This window comes from Psychrobacter sp. NZS113 (assembly GCF_015864825.1).
Taxonomy (GTDB): domain Bacteria; phylum Pseudomonadota; class Gammaproteobacteria; order Pseudomonadales; family Moraxellaceae; genus Psychrobacter.
This window is the reverse complement of the sequence record NZ_JADYWL010000002.1, coordinates 321,540-342,144: the sequence shown is the minus strand read 5'-3', so window position 1 is coordinate 342,144 and position 20,605 is coordinate 321,540. Positions and strand designations below refer to the sequence as shown.

Sequence of the window (20,605 nt, the reverse complement as noted above, 5' to 3'; positions counted from 1 at the left end):
CACTGTGACTGACCCTGACGGCTTAACAGATAGCACCACCTTAGACATCACCGTCACCCCTGTGAATGATGCGCCCGTGGCCGCTCCAGAAGTAAAAACCACCAATGAAGACGTCACCTTAACGGACAACGTACTGCCTAATGACACTGATGTGGATGGCGATATCTTGACCGTTCAATCAGCGACCGTAGACATTGATGGCAGTGGTACCCAAGTTGCACTGGTACTAGGTACCGCAACAGCGATCGAAGACAGCACTGGTGCTCCTATCGGTGACCTGACCTTAAATGCGGATGGCAGCTACACCTTTGATCCAGCACCGGACTTCAATGGTACTGTACCGACGGTCAACTACACTGTGACTGACCCTGACGGCTTAACAGATAGCACCACCTTAGACATCACCGTCACCCCTGTGAATGATGCGCCAATCGTTTCGGCAACTTCAACCCGAGTCTCGGAAGAAGGTCTCATCTCTCAAGGTGGTACTGTCGATGCAATCGGAAGTGATGACACTACAAATAACGCGACCGTAACGGGTGAGATTACATTCACTGATGTAGATAATGTGTCTATTTCTGACTTTAATATCACGTTAACAGGACCAAGTGGTATCACTGTTGAGGGTAATGCTGTTACATGGACGTGGGATGATGCTACAGATACGCTAACTGGCCAGGCAGTTTTGGTTGTAGGTGAGCCAGCAACTGATGTAATGACGATAGAAGTCAATGATATTACATCTAATGGATCCGATTTTGTTGCATCTTATGATGTGACGTTATTACATGCTATTGATCATCCAACAAATAATACTGAAGATGAACTTGCAGTGACATTCGGTGCTATTGTGAATGATGGTAATGATGACTCACTAATTGCTGATCTTGTGGTCACAGTTGAAGATGATAGTCCTCTTGTTGCCGAAGGGACGGTAGATATTGTCTTAGATTCTGTAAGTTCAAATTTATCTCTTATCTTGGACATATCGGGTAGTATGAATGCCATAACAGCTACTGGTGAGACCCGCTTAGAGGTTGCTAAAGCAGCAATGATTCAGTTGATTGATGCTTATAATGAATTTGGTGATACCATGGTACAGATAACTCTCTTCTCAACTACAGCGGAAACCCAAGATGCATGGATGACTGTTGATGAGGCGAAAACCTACATTAACAGCATTTCAGGCACTACTGGTGTTACCAACTATGATGCAGCCCTTGATATCAGTATGGAAGGTTTTAGCAACGATGGTAAAATTGTTGGTGCTCAGAATTACTCTTATTTCTTGACAGATGGCGAGCCTACTTATGCGCAAGGTGGGGTCGACTCATTATCTCCTCCTCTTGATACGACTAGAGATGAAGCAGATTATGGTATTCAACCAAATGAAGAAACTATTTGGACAGATTTTTTAACGGCCAACAGTATTAAGTCGTATGCTTATACATTTGGATCTGACTTTGATATTGATGTTGTATTGCCAATTGCCTATGATGGACAATTAGGAGTAGATAATGATGATCTTGCAGATAAAGTAGATGATATAACTGAGTTAGGTAATATTTTAGTTGACTCACTAAGTGATCGCCAACCTGAAATTAGTAGAGATTTGATTAGAGGGAATCTCTTATCAGATACGGTTTCTGAATATGGGTATGGAGCAGATGGTGGCAATGTATTAACTATTACTATAGACAGTACTACATATACATATAATGCTACTGACGGCAGCATGACGGTACAAGGTGACGACCGCTCCAGCTATGATCTAGCAACAACGACAATAGCTATCGACACGATTGAAGGCGGTGTTGTGTCACTAAATTTTGAAACAGGTATTTTTGAGTATCAAGCTAGGGCCACAGATAACGGTTATCAAGAAAATATCGCCTTTTCAGTAATAGATAACGATGGCGATGTCGTGTCATCTACACAAGTATTAAATATTACTCGTAATGCTGATAATGACTATCTAGTAGGTACTAACCAAGCTGAAACATTAAGTGGAGGCGTAGGAGACGATACTTTAGTTGGTCTGAGCGGTGCAGATACTTTGTTAGGTGGTGATGGTAATGATATTCTAACTTTTGATAAAGATGATGTGTTAATCGATGGTGGTGGAGATGTTGATACTTTAGTAATTAATGATACGAGTATTGTAGCGAATATTGATTTGACGAACGTCACTAACTTTGAAAGCATTAATATGACCAATAATACTGCTCAAACACTCAACTTAGGATTAAGTGATGTTATTAGCATGACAGATACTAATAACGAGCTGTTTGTCAAAGGAGATGCCATCGATACCGTCAATGTATCTGACATGACTAAGTCGGTAACTTCTGACCAAGTTGGCTATGACTTGTATCAAGACAGTGCTAGTACGGCGAAGTTATATATCCAAACGGCTATAGATGACAATATCATCTAATATGATTGAATAGACAATAAAAAAGCGCTCCTAATTAGGGGCGCTTTTTAATGTGAGTAAGAAATAAATCAAAAGATAAAATTAACTGATGAACTGTGATGGTAGGTCATCTACAACAGCAGCTATACGTTTTAATCATTATAGACGTTTCATGCTTCTACACTTTGCCAACGATGCTGAGCTTGAGATATTTTGAGTTCGCTTGTGATGTAAACTTATTGAGTTAAAATCAATGACTGATATTTTCTGTTACCACACCCATGCTATACAGTATGTAGGCAACTATGGTAAGTGCAACAATAACTGGGGTGAATATCCAGATGACGACATTAATTAAGATAGATGGTAACAATCCGTTGAATAACTCAATATCCGGTGCAAAGAAATCTGTCATCACATCGACAGCACGCTTGGCAACAGGGAATAGTAGAGTGCTTAGTGCTAATGCATAAACATATTTAGCAAAACTAGGGTCACTCATAACAATTATGAAGTAAAACACGGAAAAATAGGTGATACCTAGCATCCAGCATTTGAGAGTGTAGCTTAAACGAATCATATTAGTTTCTCCCAAGGTATTGTGATAATGACATTTAGAGAAGTCGTTTTGATAGTTCCATAATAATGAATATAACATATATGTTGAAAAATGAATATATAAGTCAACTATTTTTTTTGCTTTTTACTTCAAAAGATTAATAAGCGTTTTCTTTTAGTAAAACTGAGTCATACTTTATATTAAAATTGACTATTGTTAGCTTTTACTAGAAACTCAATGGCTTCCGATTGTCGAGTTGAATGCTGGATATAGCGTCGTCATAGCCAGAAACGTGATGATATAAAATAGAGATATAGTCGATTCAATCTAAAAGTAGTACAAGGCAACCAAGTATAGATGTATATTAAATACTTCAAGCAAAGTTAACGCAGTAATATTTTTATAGTGAAATGACCATAAAGGAATACCGACTGTCCTATGGGTAAATACACCATACGACCGCAAGAGATTTATTTACTGGAGTGCTACAGTTCACCTGCCTACTTTAAAGAGATGCATGATGCCTATGCTCATATGTTAGAGGCAGCTGAATACGCATTAGAGCTATTTATGAGCGAATTACCCAGTGACTATCGAAATCGGCCTATCAATATATAGCCTGATGTCGTGTGGGGTGAGCGGGTGCTGCCGAATTTACGCGGCACTTTAGATAGTCTCAATATAGGCTATCAAGAACTGTTAAGAGGTGACTTGGCAGCAATAAGATATGGCGGTAATGTTGAGAGCGATTTTCGAGTTATCAGTATGGATTACGATATTGACTGGATGCCTGAGCAGCAACAATATCCAGAATGAAAGATTCAGGAGGCAGAGTGGAGCAGTGGTCTATGCGCAACTAATGCATGGTATTTATATACAAATGCTGTGTTTTTATGCTGAAGGATTCTAGATGTACGATCGCGTTAGCTATGCGTATCATCAGTTAGATTGTGAGACTTAAAATGTGAGGCTTAAAATGGGAAAATTGTAGATAAGCATGGAAACAGTTATCATTAATATAAACATATTGGCAAAATTTCTGACGATATTTAGCCATTTTAATATTATTCAATGTGTAAATATGTTCATTGATGATACGGCTTGGGATGACTGATAGACAGTTGACCACTATGCAAGTAGCTACTTTTTTTTATAATGTTAGGGTCTTTCTATTTTTTCTCGCAACAAAAAGAATAGTTTTCCAGAATGTCTTTAAATGGCGTGACTAGATGTGACTAATAGACCCTAGAGTTTTTTAAACTCTTACTGCTTTCTTATTCAAAATAAATACTAACACCGCACCCAATATCACCGTACTTGCCACTACGAACTGCATGGTCAATTGCTCAGATAAAAACACCACGCCCAGTATGGCCGCCAGCACAGGCACGCAAAGCTGTACCACTGCTGCTTGGGTGTTTTTTAGCAGCGGCATTGCCATATACCAAATGCTATAGCCCATGCCTGATGCGATCGCCCCTGATGCACATGCCAACAGTATCCCTGTGATGGTGATATCACTTACATTGATATTTTCTAAGCCAATATTATCGAGATATATCATACCGATTAGTAGCAGGACAGGAACAGCGACAAGGCTTCGGATAAAGTTAAATCCAGTGGCGCGTAGCGGTGACACGCATGATTTTCCACGTATGCTATAGATGCCCCAAGCTATACCACTTATTGTCATGAGTACCGCTGCGAATAATGAAGGCACAGCTGCTGACGGTAGCATTAAATAAATAAATCCGACGACTGCAACGATAAAGGCGATCCACTGCAATACGCTTAATTGTTCTTTTTTATAAATGCCCCAGCCAATCATCGTGAGCTGTACTGCTGAAAACAAAATCAGTGCACCAGTGCCCGTATCTAGCTCCACATAGGCAATCGAAAAGCAAAGTGCATAAATCACCAAGCTGGCGCTACTTAGCCAACTGCCTTTATCATTCAAAATGGCTTCATAAGAGGTGCTACCTAGATAGAGCGCTTGACGTCGTAGTCGATAGGTATAGACCGTCATGATGATAGCCAGACAGACAGCCGCACTCACTAAACGAATAATGGTAAAGCTCCAGGCATCTATATAGCCTGCTGCTAACGCCATCCTTCCAAAGAGAGAGTTTGCAGCAAATGCTATTAATGCGATAACAGTATAAAGCGTGGCTTTCACAATAATTCCTACAATGAAGAAGTGGCGCTTCAAACAAGCGAGTACATGCTTTTGGTTATGAGTTTTGGCTGTATTATAATACCGACTTCTTAGGACTGACTGTTTCGCGAAAATGAGGCTGCTCATTCAAAATATGCTCAATAGCTGGTCCAAAAGAAGTGATATTTTGTCGTAATTATAATCAAAAATCTTTTTTAAATGAGAATAACGATAGTTGCATTGATGATAAGGCCTGTAAGACGAATAGGCGATCAATCTCATTTAATCAGTCAAATAAAAATTATACGTAGGAAACGATAACATGGATTGGGCAGGTATTTTTATTTATGACACAACGTGGGCATTTGCACTTGAAATATTAGTACGTGTCACCGTCATGTTTGTTCTCATTATTTTGTTTTTACGCTTTACTGGTAAGCGTGGCGTCCGTCAGTTGTCAATCTTTGAGTTAACCATCATTTTATCATTGGGCTCTATCGCAGGCGACCCCATGTTTACTGAAGATCTGCCGATCATTCAGGCAGTGCTGATCATGGGTTCGGTGATTTTTCTTTATCGATTGTGTACGTGGGCCATGATGAAGTTTCAGCCGTTCGAAGATTTACTAGAGGGTAAGTCGTTATATATCGTCGAAGATGGGTTGTTGGTACTTGAAAAGATTAAAAAGGGCAAGATGTCGCATGATGAGTTTTTTGCTGAAATGCGTCAACAAGGCGTTGAGCATTTAGGTCAGGTACGTACAGGACTGTTAGAAACAGATGGCAATTTCAGTATTTTGTTATATCCACCCGAAAACACAGGCTATGGCATGCCACTTTTCCCCAAGCAGTACCAGCCAGTCGAGCAAGTAGAGTCAGGCGTTTATTATGCTTGTATGCATTGTGGCTATATTGACACTATCTCTGACGCTCATCAGCTGTGTATACGCTGTGAGGATGATTGTCGAAACTGGGCAACAGCGTTGAAGAGCGAAATTGTGAGATGAGAAAATGCGTGGGCTGTTCTTTGTATTTTTATGCAGACCTATTACACAGATAGGAACAGCCCAAATTTCAATTGTTTAAGGTGTCATCCTTTCTAAATATTTTAATGAACTTAAGCGACTTTATACCAGTCAATCTTACGAGTCATGACCATCACACAGGCGAGTAGTACAAAGCAGAATACGGAACCCAGTAATAGATTCATGTCTTCTGTGGTGAGTATACCAAAGAACGACGCGTATAATCCTGCGAGTGTGACGGTAAATATCGCTGCTCGTTTTACGCCACCGAACACGTAGTAGGTATACCAGCCAATGAGTCCGACACAGGCGCTAGCCGCAATGGCATACGCTTTCCAAAACACTATCTGCTCAGCAAGTGGTAGTAATAACACATAAAAGACAAATAGCGCACAACCGACTAATAGATATTGAATCGGGTGAATACGGCTGGATTTAATGACTTCAAATAAGAAGAAGGTACCAAACGATACTAAGATTAATAGCAGCGCATATTTCATCGTTCGTTGGGTTTGTAAATACACATCATTGGGCTCGGCAAAACTAACCCCAAAGCTGCTGAGGCGCATACTATCAGGCATTGTGCCACCTTCTACTGCAATTAAGTCATTGCGAGACATCGACTGACTGCTGGTATCAAGGCTGGCTTGACTCGTAACAGCACATTCATTATTGGCGCTACCGATACAATGTGATAAATATTGGTTATTAGTGACGGTTAAATATTGATTCTGCCAATTGGCTTCAAAACCTTTCGCGGTGAACTTTTTAGCATTTGGAAGGGCTTTGCCAATGAAGTTGGGTGCATGCCAGTTACTGCGCATGGTTAGGCTAAAGTTCTGCCCAGTAGGAACCGTATTCAAGTTGCTAATACCTGCTAAAGGTAAGTCTACTATGATACTAATCGCTTGAGTACTTTCGGTATCGGATGGCTGATTGGTCAAGTCTATACCAGATAATGATTCGTTATCCTGCGGGCTAGCAGCAGGCTTCGCCGGAGGATTCAATACATCTTGAGGAATTGCCACCTCTACATAGGTCAGCTCTTTCAACATGGGTGTTTGTGGATATGTTGCTTGTATTGATTTATTGTCAATGGTCACTGTGGGTAGTGTCGCTACACCGCGTAGATCTGATACAGGAATAATTAATTTGGCTTTATTCCAGTGAATGATGGTTTTTTCAGGTTTCATTGTATTGATAGAGGGGTTTGTAGCGCTATCGACTAAATTTGATGATTGGCTGTTCGTGCTGTTAGAGTCGTTTAAGCTAGTAAGGGCTGAATCAAAAGTATAGTTTTGGTCAAATTTCAGCGCACCGTTATAACTGATCGCATGATAAACACCGCGCTTATAAGTATCAGTGTTTACCTCAAGATCTTGAGTCGCTTGGGTTTGATTGGCAAAAACGGTTTCAATTTTTGAGTAGGAGGCGGCGCAGTTACTGGTTGCTTCGGACCCTGTAATCTCACATTCAGGTGTGACTGTGGTAGGAATGGCGATAAATGGTGTAATGACTTCTTGCGGGTTGACGTGCTGTTGAGCGATTTCTCTGATGACCGACTCTGAATAACTTTGCCTCTCATAGATGACTGAGCCAATCATATTGAGACCAATGGCAAACAGAACGCATAGCCCTGCGATGATGGATAACTTAATCAGTAGTGTCTTTTGCATGGGAGCTCCTCATATAAATCTTTAGTCCAAAACTGTCAATACAACAGTCAGCAGGTTTAAAGAAAAGGATAGAGGAGGGATGAAGAAAAAATATGTAAGAACAGTGGAGAGTATGTGGAAAAATAAGCGCTAGTGTTTTTTAGTATCGCCAACGACTTTATCCATAATGGCAAATAGCAAGCCTGACAGAACGAATGTCATGTGAATAATGACTTTCCACATGAGCTTATCCGCATCACCTTCGCTCATGCCACTTGTGATGTCCATAAATGACTTTAAAAGATCAATCGCAGAAATAGCAACGATGGCACCGATGACTTTTAGTTTAAGCCCGGAGAAGTCTACTTTGCCCATCCAGTTAGGTCGATCATCATGATCATTTGTATCGATTTTGGACACAAAAATCTCGTAGCCACTGAATATGATGATGAGTAGTAAGCTGGCAACCAGCGAAATATCAACCAAGACTAGTATGTCTACGATCACACTTGCTTCAGAAGCGACAAGAATATCTGCAAACATACCCCAAAGCTTTTGGATAAATTTTATAAATAATAAAATAATGCCTAAAACCAATCCTAAATAAAAAGGCGCCAGTATCCAGCGGCTATTAAATATGGTTTTTTCTAAGTAGTATTCAATATTTTTTAGCATGGATATCTCTTAAGGTTCCTAAAAGTAAGACTATAGGTCATATATTCATGGGGTTAGATTTGATGCATTTGAGCAAGCTGTTTAGCCACTTGCTGTACTCGTTGCTCTCTATTACCACCGATACGATAAAACCGCTTTTGGTGATGGGTCAGTTGGCTTGCAAAATATGCACTTATCTCATCACGCTGGTGTGGGCTATCTCGTAAATCGTCAGCGACCCAAGGGATATCCACTTCAGTTAATAAAACCAAATCATAATGATGTGTTAATGCTGCACGCTTAAGAGCAGTAGGGCAGTCGTTATAATACCAGTTAGAATACGCCATTAACTCAAACAGACTGGTATCACAAAATAAATAATGGTTACCTTCTGCTATTTCAACTGCTTGTGTGGCAAGTTTATTTTCTAACACTATCTGACCCTGTGCGATAGGGAGCAAGTCATCCCACGTACAAGTCAGTTGCTCATTATCCCATTTGGCTTGTAGATACATGCGCATATACTCCGGTACCCAAGGGCTATTAAAATGCGCTGCCAAATCACGACATAAGGTGGTTTTTCCCGTACTTTCTGCACCTAACACCGCAATTTTAGTGACCGATTTAGGCGTACGCTGTCTGAGGTTGTCTGCGATGTTGTGTACGATAGCGTCGTTGCCATTCATAATAAGCCCAGATTGCGATGAGGGTGAAAACCACATACTGTAGTGCGGTAAAGGTAAAACCTTTATAGAAGTATAAAGGCACCGAAATAGCATCGGCGACGATCCAGAGTAACCAGTGTTCAATTTTACGTCTTGCCATAAGCCACATTGCCATTAAGAACAGCGCAGTGGTTAGCATGTCAGTATAGTCTACCCAAGTAAACAAATGCAGACCGAGGACGGCACCATCGAAGCTAAAGCCATTATTAATCACTGGGCGGAAGTAATAAACGGTAGCGACAAAGGCGACAGTCGCCGTGGCTAGTGTGACCAATATGGGGATATCTGTTGTACTCAAGCGTTCAACCTGAATGCTACTCTGAACATCACTGTCTTTTAACGGCACATTTTTCTGCTGGCTAGTGGTAGCCAGTTGTTCTTGCTGTTTCTTGTTGTCTTTGTTTTTTGACCAGTTAATCCATCCATAGATACTCATAATACTGTAATAGGCATTGATGAACATATCGCCGAATAGCTGCCATTTCCATAATAAATAAACAAATATAGCGGTACTTACCAGTCCAATAGGAAATACCAGCACATTGGTTTTGCTGGCCAGAAGGACACTTGCTACGCCAAAAACGACAGCAATCAATTCGAGAACAATGAATAAAGTGGTGTAGTCAGCGTATTGCCCAAATAACCAGTTGAGAAGTTCTGCCATTAGCATTTCCAAATATTAGCGTTTATATGTACTTTTGGTGAGTTCAATATAATAAATAGCGCCAATTATAGCGTAGCTGCTGCAAAATTCTGGCAATCTTTGCTTGTTTTTCGCAACAAACAGGTTATTTGTAACAAAGTATTAGAAAAATTATAATATTCAGGCATAATAAAGCCACTGATTTTAAGTTTACAGTCATTCACCGAAAGTAAATGACTATTATTTTTTAACCTTTATGCTTATTTTAAGCACTATAGTAGTAGACAAGGAAGCTTATCATGACGACTTGTATCACAGGCACAGGCCTATACATCCCACCTTATAGCATCAGCAACGAAGAGTTAGTAGAATCATTTAACCAGTATGTTGAAAATTATAATACAGAGCATGCTGACGAGATAGCTGCAGAGACGGTTACTGCGCTTCAGCCTTCATCAGCCGCATTTATCGAAAAAGTGTCTGGAATCAAGTCACGTTATGTGATGGAAAAAGACGGTATTTTGAATCCTGAAATCATGGCACCAGTGATTGCCTATCGCAATTTGGGTGAAGAGCTGTCTGTTATGGCAGAAATGGGCGCCGCTGCGTTAAGAGATGCGCTGGCTGATGCTGGATTAGAAGCCAATGACTTAGATGGTATTATCCTTGCTTGCTCAAACTTTCAGCGTACTTACCCAGCAGTCGCCATCGAGATTCAAAACGAGATTGGTATGATTGGCGGTTTTGCTTATGATATGAATGTCGCGTGTAGTGCAGCGACGTTTGGTCTATCACAAGCACATGGTTCTATCGTTTCTGGTCTGGCCAAGCGTATTGCTGTGGTCAACGTTGAGATTACCTCAGCGCATCTGAACTGGCGTAACCGTGACAGCCACTTCATCTTTGGTGATGTAGCGACCGCGTCTATCGTTGAAGATCTTGACACGCCAAAAGGTTATGAGATTCTGAACTCTAAGCTATTTACACAGTTTTCGACCAACATCAAAAACGAATATGGTTTTATGGATCGCTCAGAGTATTTAGCCGCACAGACTGAAATGTACCCAGATATTAAAGCACCAGTAACTGACAAGTTATTTTTGCAAAACGGTCGTAAAGTATTCCGTGAAGTCTGTCCAAAAGTATCAGAGGTTATCACTGAGCATTTGACTGAAAACGAATTGCAAGCTAGTGATGTGAAGATGATGTGGCTACATCAAGCCAATGCTAATATGCTGGACTTGATTTTACGTACGGTCGTCGGTAAAGAAGCCGATAAAGCCATCGTGCCAAGCGTCATCGCTGAGTTCGCCAATACCAGTTCAGCCAGTCCAATGATTGTATTCCATCGCTACAAAGACAAACTAGCATCAGGTGATTTGGGTGTTATTTGCTCATTCGGTGCCGGTTACTCAATTGGTTCAGTATTGGTTCGTAAGGTTTAATACTGTCATTAGATAACTGTTGTGACGATAAAAATAGCTAAGAATAATCTTGGCTATTTTTTTGTCCAAATTTTTTGATATGCGTCTTACAAAGCTTGAATAACGGTACAAAGTGATGGTATTACCGAATAAGTGAAGATGTTTAGCAAAATAATGGTTAGATTGCTTAGAATAACGACAAGATTACTCAGAGGTTTTAATTTACGGTGAAAAATTTGCTATAATTACTCTCTTATTCCTCTTATCCAATTAAAAGTCCTTTTATGAAAGAATCCTTACGCCTGCGTTTAGACCAGATGGTAGACCGTTATGAAGAGGTCACCGCCTTATTATCAGACCCTAGTGTCATCAGCGATAATAATAAATTCCGTGAATTGTCTGTCGAGCACAGCGACTTGATGGATATCACTACTTTATGGCAGAACTATGTAGGTGCAGAAACGGATCAGGCCGATGCAGAAGCTATGTTGGCCGATGCTTCAGATCCTGACATGAAAGAGATGATGCAAGAAGAGATTGATAACGCGCGTGATACCATCGTAGAGATGGAAGAAGCACTCAATGTCATGATGCTACCAAAAGACCCTAATGATAAAGTACCAGCATTTTTGGAGATTCGAGCTGGTACAGGCGGTGATGAAGCAGCGATTTTCTCTGGTGATTTGTTCCGTATGTATCAAAAGTACGCTCAAACGCAAGGTTGGACGGTGGAAGTGCTATCAGCCAATGAGGGTGAGCATGGCGGTTATAAAGAAATCATTACGCGTGTATCCGGCAATAGCGTATATGGTCGCTTAAAGTTTGAATCCGGTGCTCACCGCGTACAGCGTGTCCCTGAAACCGAGAGCCAAGGTCGTGTTCACACGTCAGCTTGTACGGTTGCGGTCATGCCAGAAGTTGAGATTGATGATACCGTTGATATCAATCCTGCTGACATCAAAATGGATACTTTTCGCTCAAGTGGTGCAGGTGGTCAGCACGTTAACACCACTGACTCAGCCGTACGTTTAACCCACATTCCAACGGGTACCGTGGTAGAGTGTCAGCAAGAGCGTAGCCAACACAAAAACCGTGCGCATGCTATGAAGATGCTGGTCTCTAAAATCCAACAAGCCAAAGTGCAAGCGCAGGTCGATGTGGCTGACTCTATACGTCGAGACTTGGTCGGTAGTGGTGATCGCTCGGAGCGTATCCGTACTTATAATTTTCCACAAGGTCGCATGACTGATCACCGTATCAATCTTACCTTGTATAAGCTCGACTCTATTATGGAAGGCGACTTGGATGAGATTCTTGATGCATTATTACGTGAGCATCAAGCAGATCTAATGGCGAGTATTGGCGGTGGTGATCAATAGAACTTTAGTAGTAAGTAAAGCGATAACTATAAAGTTAGTACACCAAACCCGATTAGAACCTGTACTGCTGACGATAAACCTTATGGTTATCGTCAGATTATTCAAAGCAATGTTGCAAGAGGGTTGTGGTGTATAGATTAATCATATAATTTTCTAAATCTACAATTTAACTTATCAAAATTTGAGAGTGTTATGTCAAAGCAAAACCAGAATAATCAAGCCCAAGAAGAACAAGCCCCAACACTAGAAGAAGCCAATGAGCTGATTGCTCAATTACAGGCCAAATTAGATGATATTACGGCTTCTGGTAAACAACCTTATCCCAATCAGTTTAAGCGCACTGATTATGCTAAAGACTTACAAGCTGATTTTGATGGTATCTCTAAGCAAGAGATTGAAGAAAAGGCTGCTAATGGCGACAAGACTCAGGTTAATATTGCTGGCCGTGTGATGCTTAATCGTGGCTCGTTTATTGTCATTCAGGATATGACGGGTCGCATCCAGCTGTATGTTGCACGCAAAGAATTGGATCCAGAAACACTTGCTTCTATCAAATCATTAGATTTGGGTGATATCGTTGGTATCTCTGGCTATATCGGTCGCTCGGGTAAAGGTGACTTATACGTACATATTGAGGAGTTTAATCTTCTCACTAAATCACTACGCCCAATGCCGAACAAGTTTCATGGTTTGGCTGATGTAGAAGCTCGCTATCGCAATCGCCACCTTGATTTAATGACCAATGAGACGACTCGTGATACGTTCATGATCCGTAGTCAGGTCGTTAGCGGTATTCGCAAGTTTATGTTGAATGAGCGCTTCATGGAAGTTGAAACGCCAATGATGCATCCTATTCCGGGCGGTGCTGTTGCGCGTCCATTTGAGACGCATCATAATGCGTTAGATATGCCACTGTATCTGCGTATTGCACCTGAGCTTTACTTAAAGCGTTTGGTTGTTGGTGGTTTTGAGAGAGTATTTGAGATTAACCGTAGCTTCCGTAACGAAGGTGTCTCTACTCGCCACAATCCTGAATTCACCATGATTGAGTTCTATCAGGCTTATGCTGATTATCATGATCTGATGGATTTGACTGAGCGTTTATTTAACGAATTGGCATTGGATATATTAGATACCACTGAAATCACCTATCAAGAAGAAGCAATCAGTCTAAAAGCACCGTTTGAACGTCTGTCTATGTCTAATGCAATTGCAAAATATGCAGAAAACTTCGATATGGCGCGCATCAACGATCGCGAGTATCTAGCAGAGTACGCCTCAACAGTACTTAAACAGCAAGTAAAAGACGGTTTTGGTGTGGGTAAATTGCAAACGATTATCTTTGAAGAAACTGCTGAGCATCAATTACGCCAACCAACGTTTATCACTGAGTATCCAGCTGAGACTTCACCACTAGCGCGCCGTAGTGATGACAATCCTGAGATTACTGATCGTTTTGAGCTATTCGTTGGTGGTCGTGAACTGGCCAACGGCTTTAGTGAGCTTAATGACCCTGCTGACCAAGCTGAGCGCTTCCGCGGTCAGGTTGCCGAAAAAGACGCGGGCGATGATGAAGCCATGCACTTCGATGAAGAGTATATTGAAGCCTTATCTTACGGTTTGCCACCAACCGCAGGAGAAGGTATTGGTATTGACCGTTTAGTAATGCTATTGACTGACTCTGCCAGTATCCGTGATGTGATTTTGTTCCCACACATGCGCCGCAAGCACGAAGACTAAAGTGGATTTGCTTGCTATAAATCCATACTGATACTCAATTGAACATAAAAAAGCTTTTGCTCATTTAAATAGAATGGGTGTAAGCTTTTTTATGACATTTCATTTATAGGGACGTTATGGATATTCAGCAAGCATTACCTTCGCTTTGGCAAAAAATGATTCAGCAATGTTTCCTATCTTTATACGAACTACCTGATGATAAAATCGCTGATTCTGATAATTTTCAGGGTTATGATTTTGTTTTTGAGTTTTCTGGCGCAACTATTTATCTGATCGTTAATAATGTTGTGATGCAAGCGAATAAGCAAGAAGTAGATAGCGCCCAAGTTCGTGAGTGGAGGAAAGAAGTTGTTAATCAATTAATCAAACGTCACACTCAGCTTTATCAAAAAAACGATAAGTTGATGGCTGATGGCAGTATCTCGAAAGATGGCAAAGCCGTTTATTTTGTTGGCTTAACCTCACTCTCTATCAATCATCAAGACGATAAATCGGGATCATCCTCTTATACGGTTGGTTACGAATATGGCAGTCAGTTTTTTGCTGAAGACTGTGTTTTAGACTTGGACGATGAGCAAAGTGTATTACAAGTATTTAGTCATCAAAACTTCTCTGATATCCTCAATCAGTTAATCACCCCAAGCGATTTGACGGCTTTCCTAGACTTTCATCGTGGTCAGTTAACAGGTTTTGAGTCGTTTCAAAACGAATCGACACTGCTAACACAGTTTTTACAGTCTCCTGACTTTCATAAAAGAGCGATCAGGGTTCAAGAGCAGTTGCTTGAGGGTGAACTAATCGATCAAATAGAAGCACGTTTGCTTAAGGCCACAGAACCTAATCAAGAAGTGTTTGCCAATGCCTTGATGGCTGAGGTTCGGAAAAACACTCGGATGTGGTACAAACTATTCAACAGTTTGATTGAGCGCTATCACGAAGTGGGGCAGCCATTACCAAAAGAGCAGGTTGATATTCTGGCAGATGAGTCAATGTACACCTATGCTTGCCTAGTAGAAAAAATACTAGCATATAGAACCATTGATCAAGATTCTCGCTGGAATGGCTATGTTCGACATGAGCATTCTTATTATATCTTTGGACGCCATTATCTTATGGTATTTTATGCGCAAGATGATAGCAGTCCGTTGAGTGCAGATAATGTGCGCCTCTCTTATCAGGATTTATTGTCAGATCTCAATGCCCAAATACAAGATCCAGTGATGGATGATTTGTTTTTGATTGGCGTAGAGTTCAGACCTTGTGAGGAGAGTGTAAATACTGAGGTGTATCTTGATATCTTTCATCAGACGGGTTCAGTGATTGATGCAAATACTCAGCGTTTATATGAACGTTTAGCACAACTTCAGGCGCAGTTATAATCTAAACCTAATATAGCTCACTGGTTTGACACTTTATCTATATTTGTATTATTTATATTGGCATTTACTATGACGCAGCAATATCAAGTTTTAGCTCGCAAATATCGCCCCAAAAACTTTCACGAGTTGATTGGGCAAACGCACGTCTCGCAAGCGCTGATTAATGCGATTGATTATAATCGCCTGCATCATGCGTATCTGTTTACTGGAACCCGCGGTGTGGGTAAGACGACGATTGCGCGTATTTTGTCCAAGTGTTTGAATTGCGATATGGGCATCACCAGTACGCCTTGCGGTGTGTGTGATAATTGCGTGGCCATCGATCAAGGACGGTTTATTGATCTGATCGAAATTGATGCCGCGTCTCGTACTAAAGTTGAAGACACACGCGAGCTACTAGACAATGTTCCTTATGCGCCAAGTCAAGGTCGTTACAAGGTTTACCTCATCGATGAAGTGCATATGCTGTCTACGCACAGTTTTAATGCGCTGCTCAAAACACTAGAAGAGCCACCTGAGCACGTAAAGTTTTTGCTAGCGACGACGGATCCACAAAAGCTGCCCATCACTATTATCTCGCGCTGTTTACAGTTTGTGCTGCGTCCGCTACCACAGACATTGCTGAGCGAACACTTGGCGAATGTTCTTACCCAAGAGCAAGTGGCTTATACGCAGCCAGCACTGTGGCAGTTGGCAAGTGCTGCTAAAGGCTCAGTACGTGATGCGTTGTCGTTGACAGATCAGGCGATCGCTTTTGGTCAAGGTGCGCTCGATGACGTTACCGTTAATGCGATGCTTGGTTTGATTGATGCAGCTGATTTGGTCAGTTTGATTACAGATATCTATAACCATGATAAATCTGCTGTTGCAGCCCATATCGAGCAAATGCGTGCACAGATGGTTGATGCCACCAGTATGTTTGATGGGCTAGCTGAGTTACTTCATCAATTGGCATTAACCCAGTTATTACCTGAAGTCGCGCTCAATGTAAATGAAGCTCAGGCACAGAATATCACTGTACTGGCACAGCATATCAGCCCAGATGTGTTGCAACTCTATTACGAGATTGTTGTGCAGGCTCGTGAAGGTGTGAAACTTGCTAGTACACCTATGCAAGCGCTTGAGATGTGTATTCTACGTTTACTAGCCTTTCGCCCGTTGCCAGTTGATGAAGTATTGAGCAACACTTACGACAGTGAGGCATCTTTTACGCAATCTGTAGGTGCTGTCACACATGAAGCTTCAGAACCGCCTTTACAGTCATATGATATGGATTATCAAGCGCAGAGTTATGATAAACTGCAAACCGCCAGTTACGATGAAAATGTAGCACAGTCAGTGACTAGTGCCATGCCTGAACCAGTCGTTGAGCCTGAACCAGTCGTTGAGCCTGAACCAGTCGTTGAGCCTGAACCAGTCGTTGAGCCTGAACCAGTCGTTGAGCCTGAACCAGTCGTTGAGCCTGAACCAGTCGTTGAGCCTGAACCAGTCGTTGAGCCTGACGTAAATAATTCTCAGTTAACCTCGCAAGTTGATGACCCACGTACCTTGCTACGTTGCCCACCACAAGAGCTCATGGGTGAGTGGAATCCAGAGAAATGGGACTATTGGTTACAGACGGCTCGTGAGGCAGATGTCTTGGCCCAAGATGAGTTAGCGCTTGCTCGTCAAGGTATGATGACAGGTTTATGTGATGGTAAGGCAGTCTTTGTGACCAGTGTGGACAGTCGACATTTACAAACGACCTTTCAGCAGTTAGCAGCCAAATTGCAACAGCAGTTTACCCAAGCGGAGATTGACTTAAAAATTGATGGCAGTGTAATGCATGCTGAAGATAAGACACCTGAACGTCGTCAACAAAAACGCTTAGTACAAGCTAAGGCAGTAGCAGAGTCAAAACTGCTAAATACTCCAGTGATGCAATACTTAATTGAGCGTGGTGAAGGAAGGATGGGTAAAGTACATTTGTATTAAGCAGTCAGAAAAAATATTGTTAAAATTATTTAAAATTGGATATAGTTGTCAAACGCAATTCCTACATAAAACATCAAGGTGATATTGTACTATCACCTTGATGTTTTTACTTTTATTGCTTATAAAATAGATCAATTCGAATAATAGAAGTATGCTTAATTGCTATAAGGAAATTAAAAATCCTCTATAATGATTAAGTTATATTAAAAACTAAAATGTAGCTTAGGTGAAAGTATGTTGGATAATTTACGCGGTATGGCTGTGTTCGCCAGTGTGGTCGGACATGGTTCTTTTAGTGGCTCAGCTCGTGAGCTAGGTATTACCACCAGTGCAGTTAGTCAGCAAATTAGGTCATTAGAGAATGATTTGGGCGTCGTGCTATTACATCGCTCAACTCGTAAGCTGAGCTTAACAGAAGCAGGTGAGAGTTTTTACGAGGCCGCAAAAGATGTGGTTAGTGCTGCTGAACAAGGCCGAATCAAGGTCAATCAATTGCGTGATGAGTTGGCAGGTAGCTTACGCGTGGCGACGACGCCTGAGCTGGGTGTGAATCATATTTTGCCAGCATTGTCTACGTGGATGGCAGCACATGATGATTTGAGTATCACCTATTTGGCAGACAATCATTATGTCGATATGATTGACGCACGTATCGATATCGCAATACGTATGAGCCCATCAATGAATGACTCTAGTCTGAGCAGTCATCCTTTAACAGACGTGCGCCAAATGCTCGTTGCTTCACCGCAATATCTACGTCAACATACCAAGTTACAGACGCCTAAAGATTTGGCAGATCATCAGCTGATTTGTATTGAAATCATGAAAGATGCCAACCAAATTGATATGGTTCAAACAGAGACTGGCAAAAAAACACGCACAAAAATGAACTCACGTATTTATACCAACAATGTCTTTATGGCGACTACATTGGCCAAAGAAGGTCATGGTTTGGTTAGAATGTTAGAAATGGATATAAAGAAAGAGCTTGAGAGTGGTGAACTGGTTGAAGTGTTGACTGGTTATCAGTTGCCAAGCTTTGTGCTATATGCCGTTACTTTGAATGGTGAACAGCAACCCGCTAAAATAACTCGCTGTTTAGAGGTGTTGAAAAAGTATTTTCACGCTCATTAAGTCTTTAGTGGTAAGTGCTAATTTAATGACATGCTAGAAGTTAAGTAATTAGCAGTCAGCAAAAAGCCTATAGATAGTTTATGTCTATAGGCTTTTTTTATGATACTCGGCTTTATATCAACTAGATAGAGTGTTAAGCGCGCTATCCCTTGATCCATTATCTATAGGGCTTTCACTAATCTGACTTACACATATCCAGATTATTGTGAGTTGACTATGATATTGATAGTTATGAGTCATACTTTAAAAAGAGGGTTTTAATAAGTCCACCAAGCGTTCAGCTACTTGAGTGCTCTCATCTCGGCTCATATTAAGTGGCGGTAGCAAACGTATAACATGGCCACCAGTGACATTGATGATTAAGTTTTGCTCATCACGTGCACGATCTACCAGTTGGCTACAATCCATGTCTTCAGGCAAGGCGATACCAATCATCATCCCTGCACCGCGACTGCTCACACCGTGTTGTCCCAGTGTATCGACTAATGTCTCTCGAATGAATAGCCCTTCAGTAACCGCATTTTCCATTATATTACTGTTGCCGAGTACATCATAGACAGTATGTACCACGCGGCTTGCTAATGGCGTGCCACCATACGTTGAGCCGTGGCTACCCGCACCAAATAAACCATTAGCACGTCCACGTACCATACAGGCTCCCACTGGAAAACCATTGCCCAAGCCCTTAGCCGTTGTCAATACATCAGGACGAGCATTGCTGTGTTGATAAGCGAAATACTTACCAGTACGCCCGTTACCTGTCTGAACTTCATCTAACATAAATAGCCAGTTGTTAGCTTCACACTCTGCTTGTATCTCTTCAAGATATGTAAACCCGTTGGCAGCGATGTTCAGTCCACCTTCACCTTGAATGGGCTCTACAAAGATAGCGCAAATGTCATCATAATCGAGCGCTGCTTGCTTAATGGCTGAGATATCACCAAATGGAACACGAATAAAGTCATCATCTAATGTATAAAAGCCTTCACGCGCCTTTGGATTGGCAGTGGCAGACAACGATAGCAATGTACGGCCGTGAAATGATTGCTCCATTACAATAACTTTTGGACGTTTAAAGCCTTGCTTATGTGCGTATAGTCTTGCCATTTTTAGTGCGGCTTCGTTTGCTTCAGCACCACTATTGGCAAAAAACACGCTATCCATTCGAGATGCTGTGCACAGAATCTCTCCTGCACGCTCTTGCCAGTCAATACCGAATAGATTACTGGTATGTACTAGAGTCGCCGCTTGTTGTTGAATAGCATCGGTCACCTGTGGATGGCAATGGCCCAATCCGCAGACAGCAATGCCAGTCAGCGCGTCTAAATAAGGCGTATCATCTTTGGTATATAACCAACTGCCAGAACCACGCGTAAAGTTGATTGGCTGGCGGTTATAAGTAGGCATCAGGTAAGTAGCAGACATATAAAACATCCTTAAGATGATCAGTGAGTAAAAAGAAAAATAATTGGTTATAGCTCGTCGGAAAAAGGCGTGGTTTCCGCAGGCAAAGTGTAGTCTTCATTTGCCCATGAACCTAAGTCAATAAGTTTGCATTGACTACTGCAAAACGGCTTATATTTATTATCCTGCCATGCTGTTTGGGTGCCGCAGCGTGGGCACGGATAGGTCTTGGGTGGTGTGTTGGGGGTAGGGTCAGTCATAATAAGAGTGAAAGCATCCTCGATTTATTTGAATTATTAATAGTGAATGACAGTCAGTAGGTTCGCCTACGTGATGATTA

18 protein-coding genes are annotated in these 20,605 nt (G+C 41.5%); 10 read left to right on the top strand and 8 right to left on the bottom strand.

Translation table 11 applies throughout. The features are described from left to right. On the top strand, positions 1 to 2,437 hold a 2,437-nt coding region (locus I6E61_RS04190; RefSeq protein ID WP_197130282.1), incomplete at its 5' end, for an Ig-like domain-containing protein. A gap of 229 nt (positions 2,438 to 2,666) precedes the next feature. On the opposite strand, the gene I6E61_RS04185 is transcribed toward I6E61_RS04190, so the two are convergent. After that, a complete protein-coding gene (locus tag I6E61_RS04185) occupies positions 2,667 to 2,918 on the bottom strand; it encodes a hypothetical protein (RefSeq protein WP_197130279.1) in 252 nt (83 codons plus the stop codon). A 495-nt stretch (positions 2,919 to 3,413) separates the two neighbouring features. On the opposite strand from I6E61_RS04185, the gene I6E61_RS14145 reads away from it, so the two are divergent. Both I6E61_RS14145 and I6E61_RS04180 read left to right on the top strand, forming a co-directional pair. Next, entirely contained in the window at positions 3,414 to 3,593 is a 180-nt protein-coding gene (locus I6E61_RS14145; protein WP_227685664.1) for a hypothetical protein, read from the top strand. Between the two features lie 24 nt (positions 3,594 to 3,617). Next, positions 3,618 to 3,791, top strand: a complete 174-nt coding sequence (locus I6E61_RS04180; RefSeq protein WP_197130276.1) for a hypothetical protein — start codon at positions 3,618 to 3,620, stop codon at positions 3,789 to 3,791. Between the two features lie 439 nt (positions 3,792 to 4,230). Here I6E61_RS04180 and I6E61_RS04175 read toward each other — a convergent pair whose 3' ends face one another. Further along, on the bottom strand, positions 4,231 to 5,151 hold the full coding sequence (locus I6E61_RS04175; protein ID WP_197130273.1) for a DMT family transporter: 921 nt from the start codon (positions 5,149 to 5,151) through the stop codon (positions 4,231 to 4,233). 301 nt (positions 5,152 to 5,452) lie between these two features. Between I6E61_RS04175 and I6E61_RS04170 the strand changes: the two genes are divergently transcribed. Next, a complete protein-coding gene (locus tag I6E61_RS04170; protein ID WP_197130270.1) occupies positions 5,453 to 6,136 on the top strand; it encodes a DUF421 domain-containing protein in 684 nt (227 codons plus the stop codon). Between the two features lie 110 nt (positions 6,137 to 6,246). On the opposite strand, the gene creD is transcribed toward I6E61_RS04170, so the two are convergent. From creD to pnuC, 4 genes are all read right to left on the bottom strand, one after another. Next, on the bottom strand, positions 6,247 to 7,830 hold the full coding sequence (gene creD, locus I6E61_RS04165; RefSeq protein ID WP_197130267.1) for a cell envelope integrity protein CreD: 1,584 nt from the start codon (positions 7,828 to 7,830) through the stop codon (positions 6,247 to 6,249). A gap of 129 nt (positions 7,831 to 7,959) precedes the next feature. Beyond that, the gene (locus I6E61_RS04160; RefSeq protein WP_197130264.1) at positions 7,960 to 8,484 is read right to left on the bottom strand and encodes a TIGR00645 family protein; all 525 of its coding nucleotides are present in this window, start codon (positions 8,482 to 8,484) and stop codon (positions 7,960 to 7,962) included. A gap of 53 nt (positions 8,485 to 8,537) precedes the next feature. Further along, positions 8,538 to 9,149: an AAA family ATPase gene (locus I6E61_RS04155; protein ID WP_197130262.1), complete on the bottom strand. Its 612-nt coding sequence runs from the start codon at positions 9,147 to 9,149 to the stop codon at positions 8,538 to 8,540. After that, a complete protein-coding gene (gene pnuC / locus I6E61_RS04150; RefSeq protein WP_197130259.1) occupies positions 9,088 to 9,852 on the bottom strand; it encodes a nicotinamide riboside transporter PnuC in 765 nt (254 codons plus the stop codon). The genes I6E61_RS04155 and pnuC overlap by 62 nt, the downstream gene beginning before the upstream one ends. A 278-nt stretch (positions 9,853 to 10,130) precedes the next feature. On the opposite strand from pnuC, the gene I6E61_RS04145 reads away from it, so the two are divergent. The 6 genes from I6E61_RS04145 (at position 10,131) to I6E61_RS04120 (ending at position 18,861) form a co-directional block, all read left to right on the top strand. Continuing rightward, positions 10,131 to 11,276 carry a beta-ketoacyl-ACP synthase III gene (locus I6E61_RS04145; protein WP_197130256.1) on the top strand — a complete coding sequence of 382 codons (1,146 nt, stop codon included), beginning with the start codon at positions 10,131 to 10,133 and terminating at the stop codon, positions 11,274 to 11,276. A gap of 263 nt (positions 11,277 to 11,539) precedes the next feature. Beyond that, a complete protein-coding gene (gene prfA / locus I6E61_RS04140; RefSeq protein ID WP_110923516.1) occupies positions 11,540 to 12,634 on the top strand; it encodes a peptide chain release factor 1 in 1,095 nt (364 codons plus the stop codon). Between the two features lie 192 nt (positions 12,635 to 12,826). After that, positions 12,827 to 14,374, top strand: coding sequence for a lysine--tRNA ligase (lysS, locus tag I6E61_RS04135; protein WP_197130253.1), 1,548 nt, complete (start codon positions 12,827 to 12,829; stop codon positions 14,372 to 14,374). Positions 14,375 to 14,490: 116 nt separating this feature from the next. Continuing rightward, the gene (locus I6E61_RS04130) at positions 14,491 to 15,753 is read left to right on the top strand and encodes a hypothetical protein (RefSeq protein ID WP_197130250.1); all 1,263 of its coding nucleotides are present in this window, start codon (positions 14,491 to 14,493) and stop codon (positions 15,751 to 15,753) included. A 69-nt stretch (positions 15,754 to 15,822) separates the two neighbouring features. After that, on the top strand, positions 15,823 to 17,727 hold the full coding sequence (dnaX, locus tag I6E61_RS04125) for a DNA polymerase III subunit gamma/tau (protein ID WP_197130248.1): 1,905 nt from the start codon (positions 15,823 to 15,825) through the stop codon (positions 17,725 to 17,727). Positions 17,728 to 17,961: 234 nt separating this feature from the next. Continuing rightward, on the top strand, positions 17,962 to 18,861 hold the full coding sequence (locus tag I6E61_RS04120) for a LysR family transcriptional regulator (RefSeq protein WP_197130243.1): 900 nt from the start codon (positions 17,962 to 17,964) through the stop codon (positions 18,859 to 18,861). Positions 18,862 to 19,104: 243 nt separating this feature from the next. On the opposite strand, the gene I6E61_RS04115 is transcribed toward I6E61_RS04120, so the two are convergent. Both I6E61_RS04115 and I6E61_RS04110 read right to left on the bottom strand, forming a co-directional pair. Then, entirely contained in the window at positions 19,105 to 20,286 is a 1,182-nt protein-coding gene (locus I6E61_RS04115) for an aspartate aminotransferase family protein (RefSeq protein ID WP_197130240.1), read from the bottom strand. Positions 20,287 to 20,333: 47 nt separating this feature from the next. Beyond that, positions 20,334 to 20,525 (bottom strand): DNA gyrase inhibitor YacG, encoded by a 192-nt coding sequence (locus I6E61_RS04110; RefSeq protein ID WP_110923510.1) that lies wholly within the window; start codon positions 20,523 to 20,525, stop codon positions 20,334 to 20,336. Positions 20,526 to 20,605: the final 80 nt, after the last annotated feature.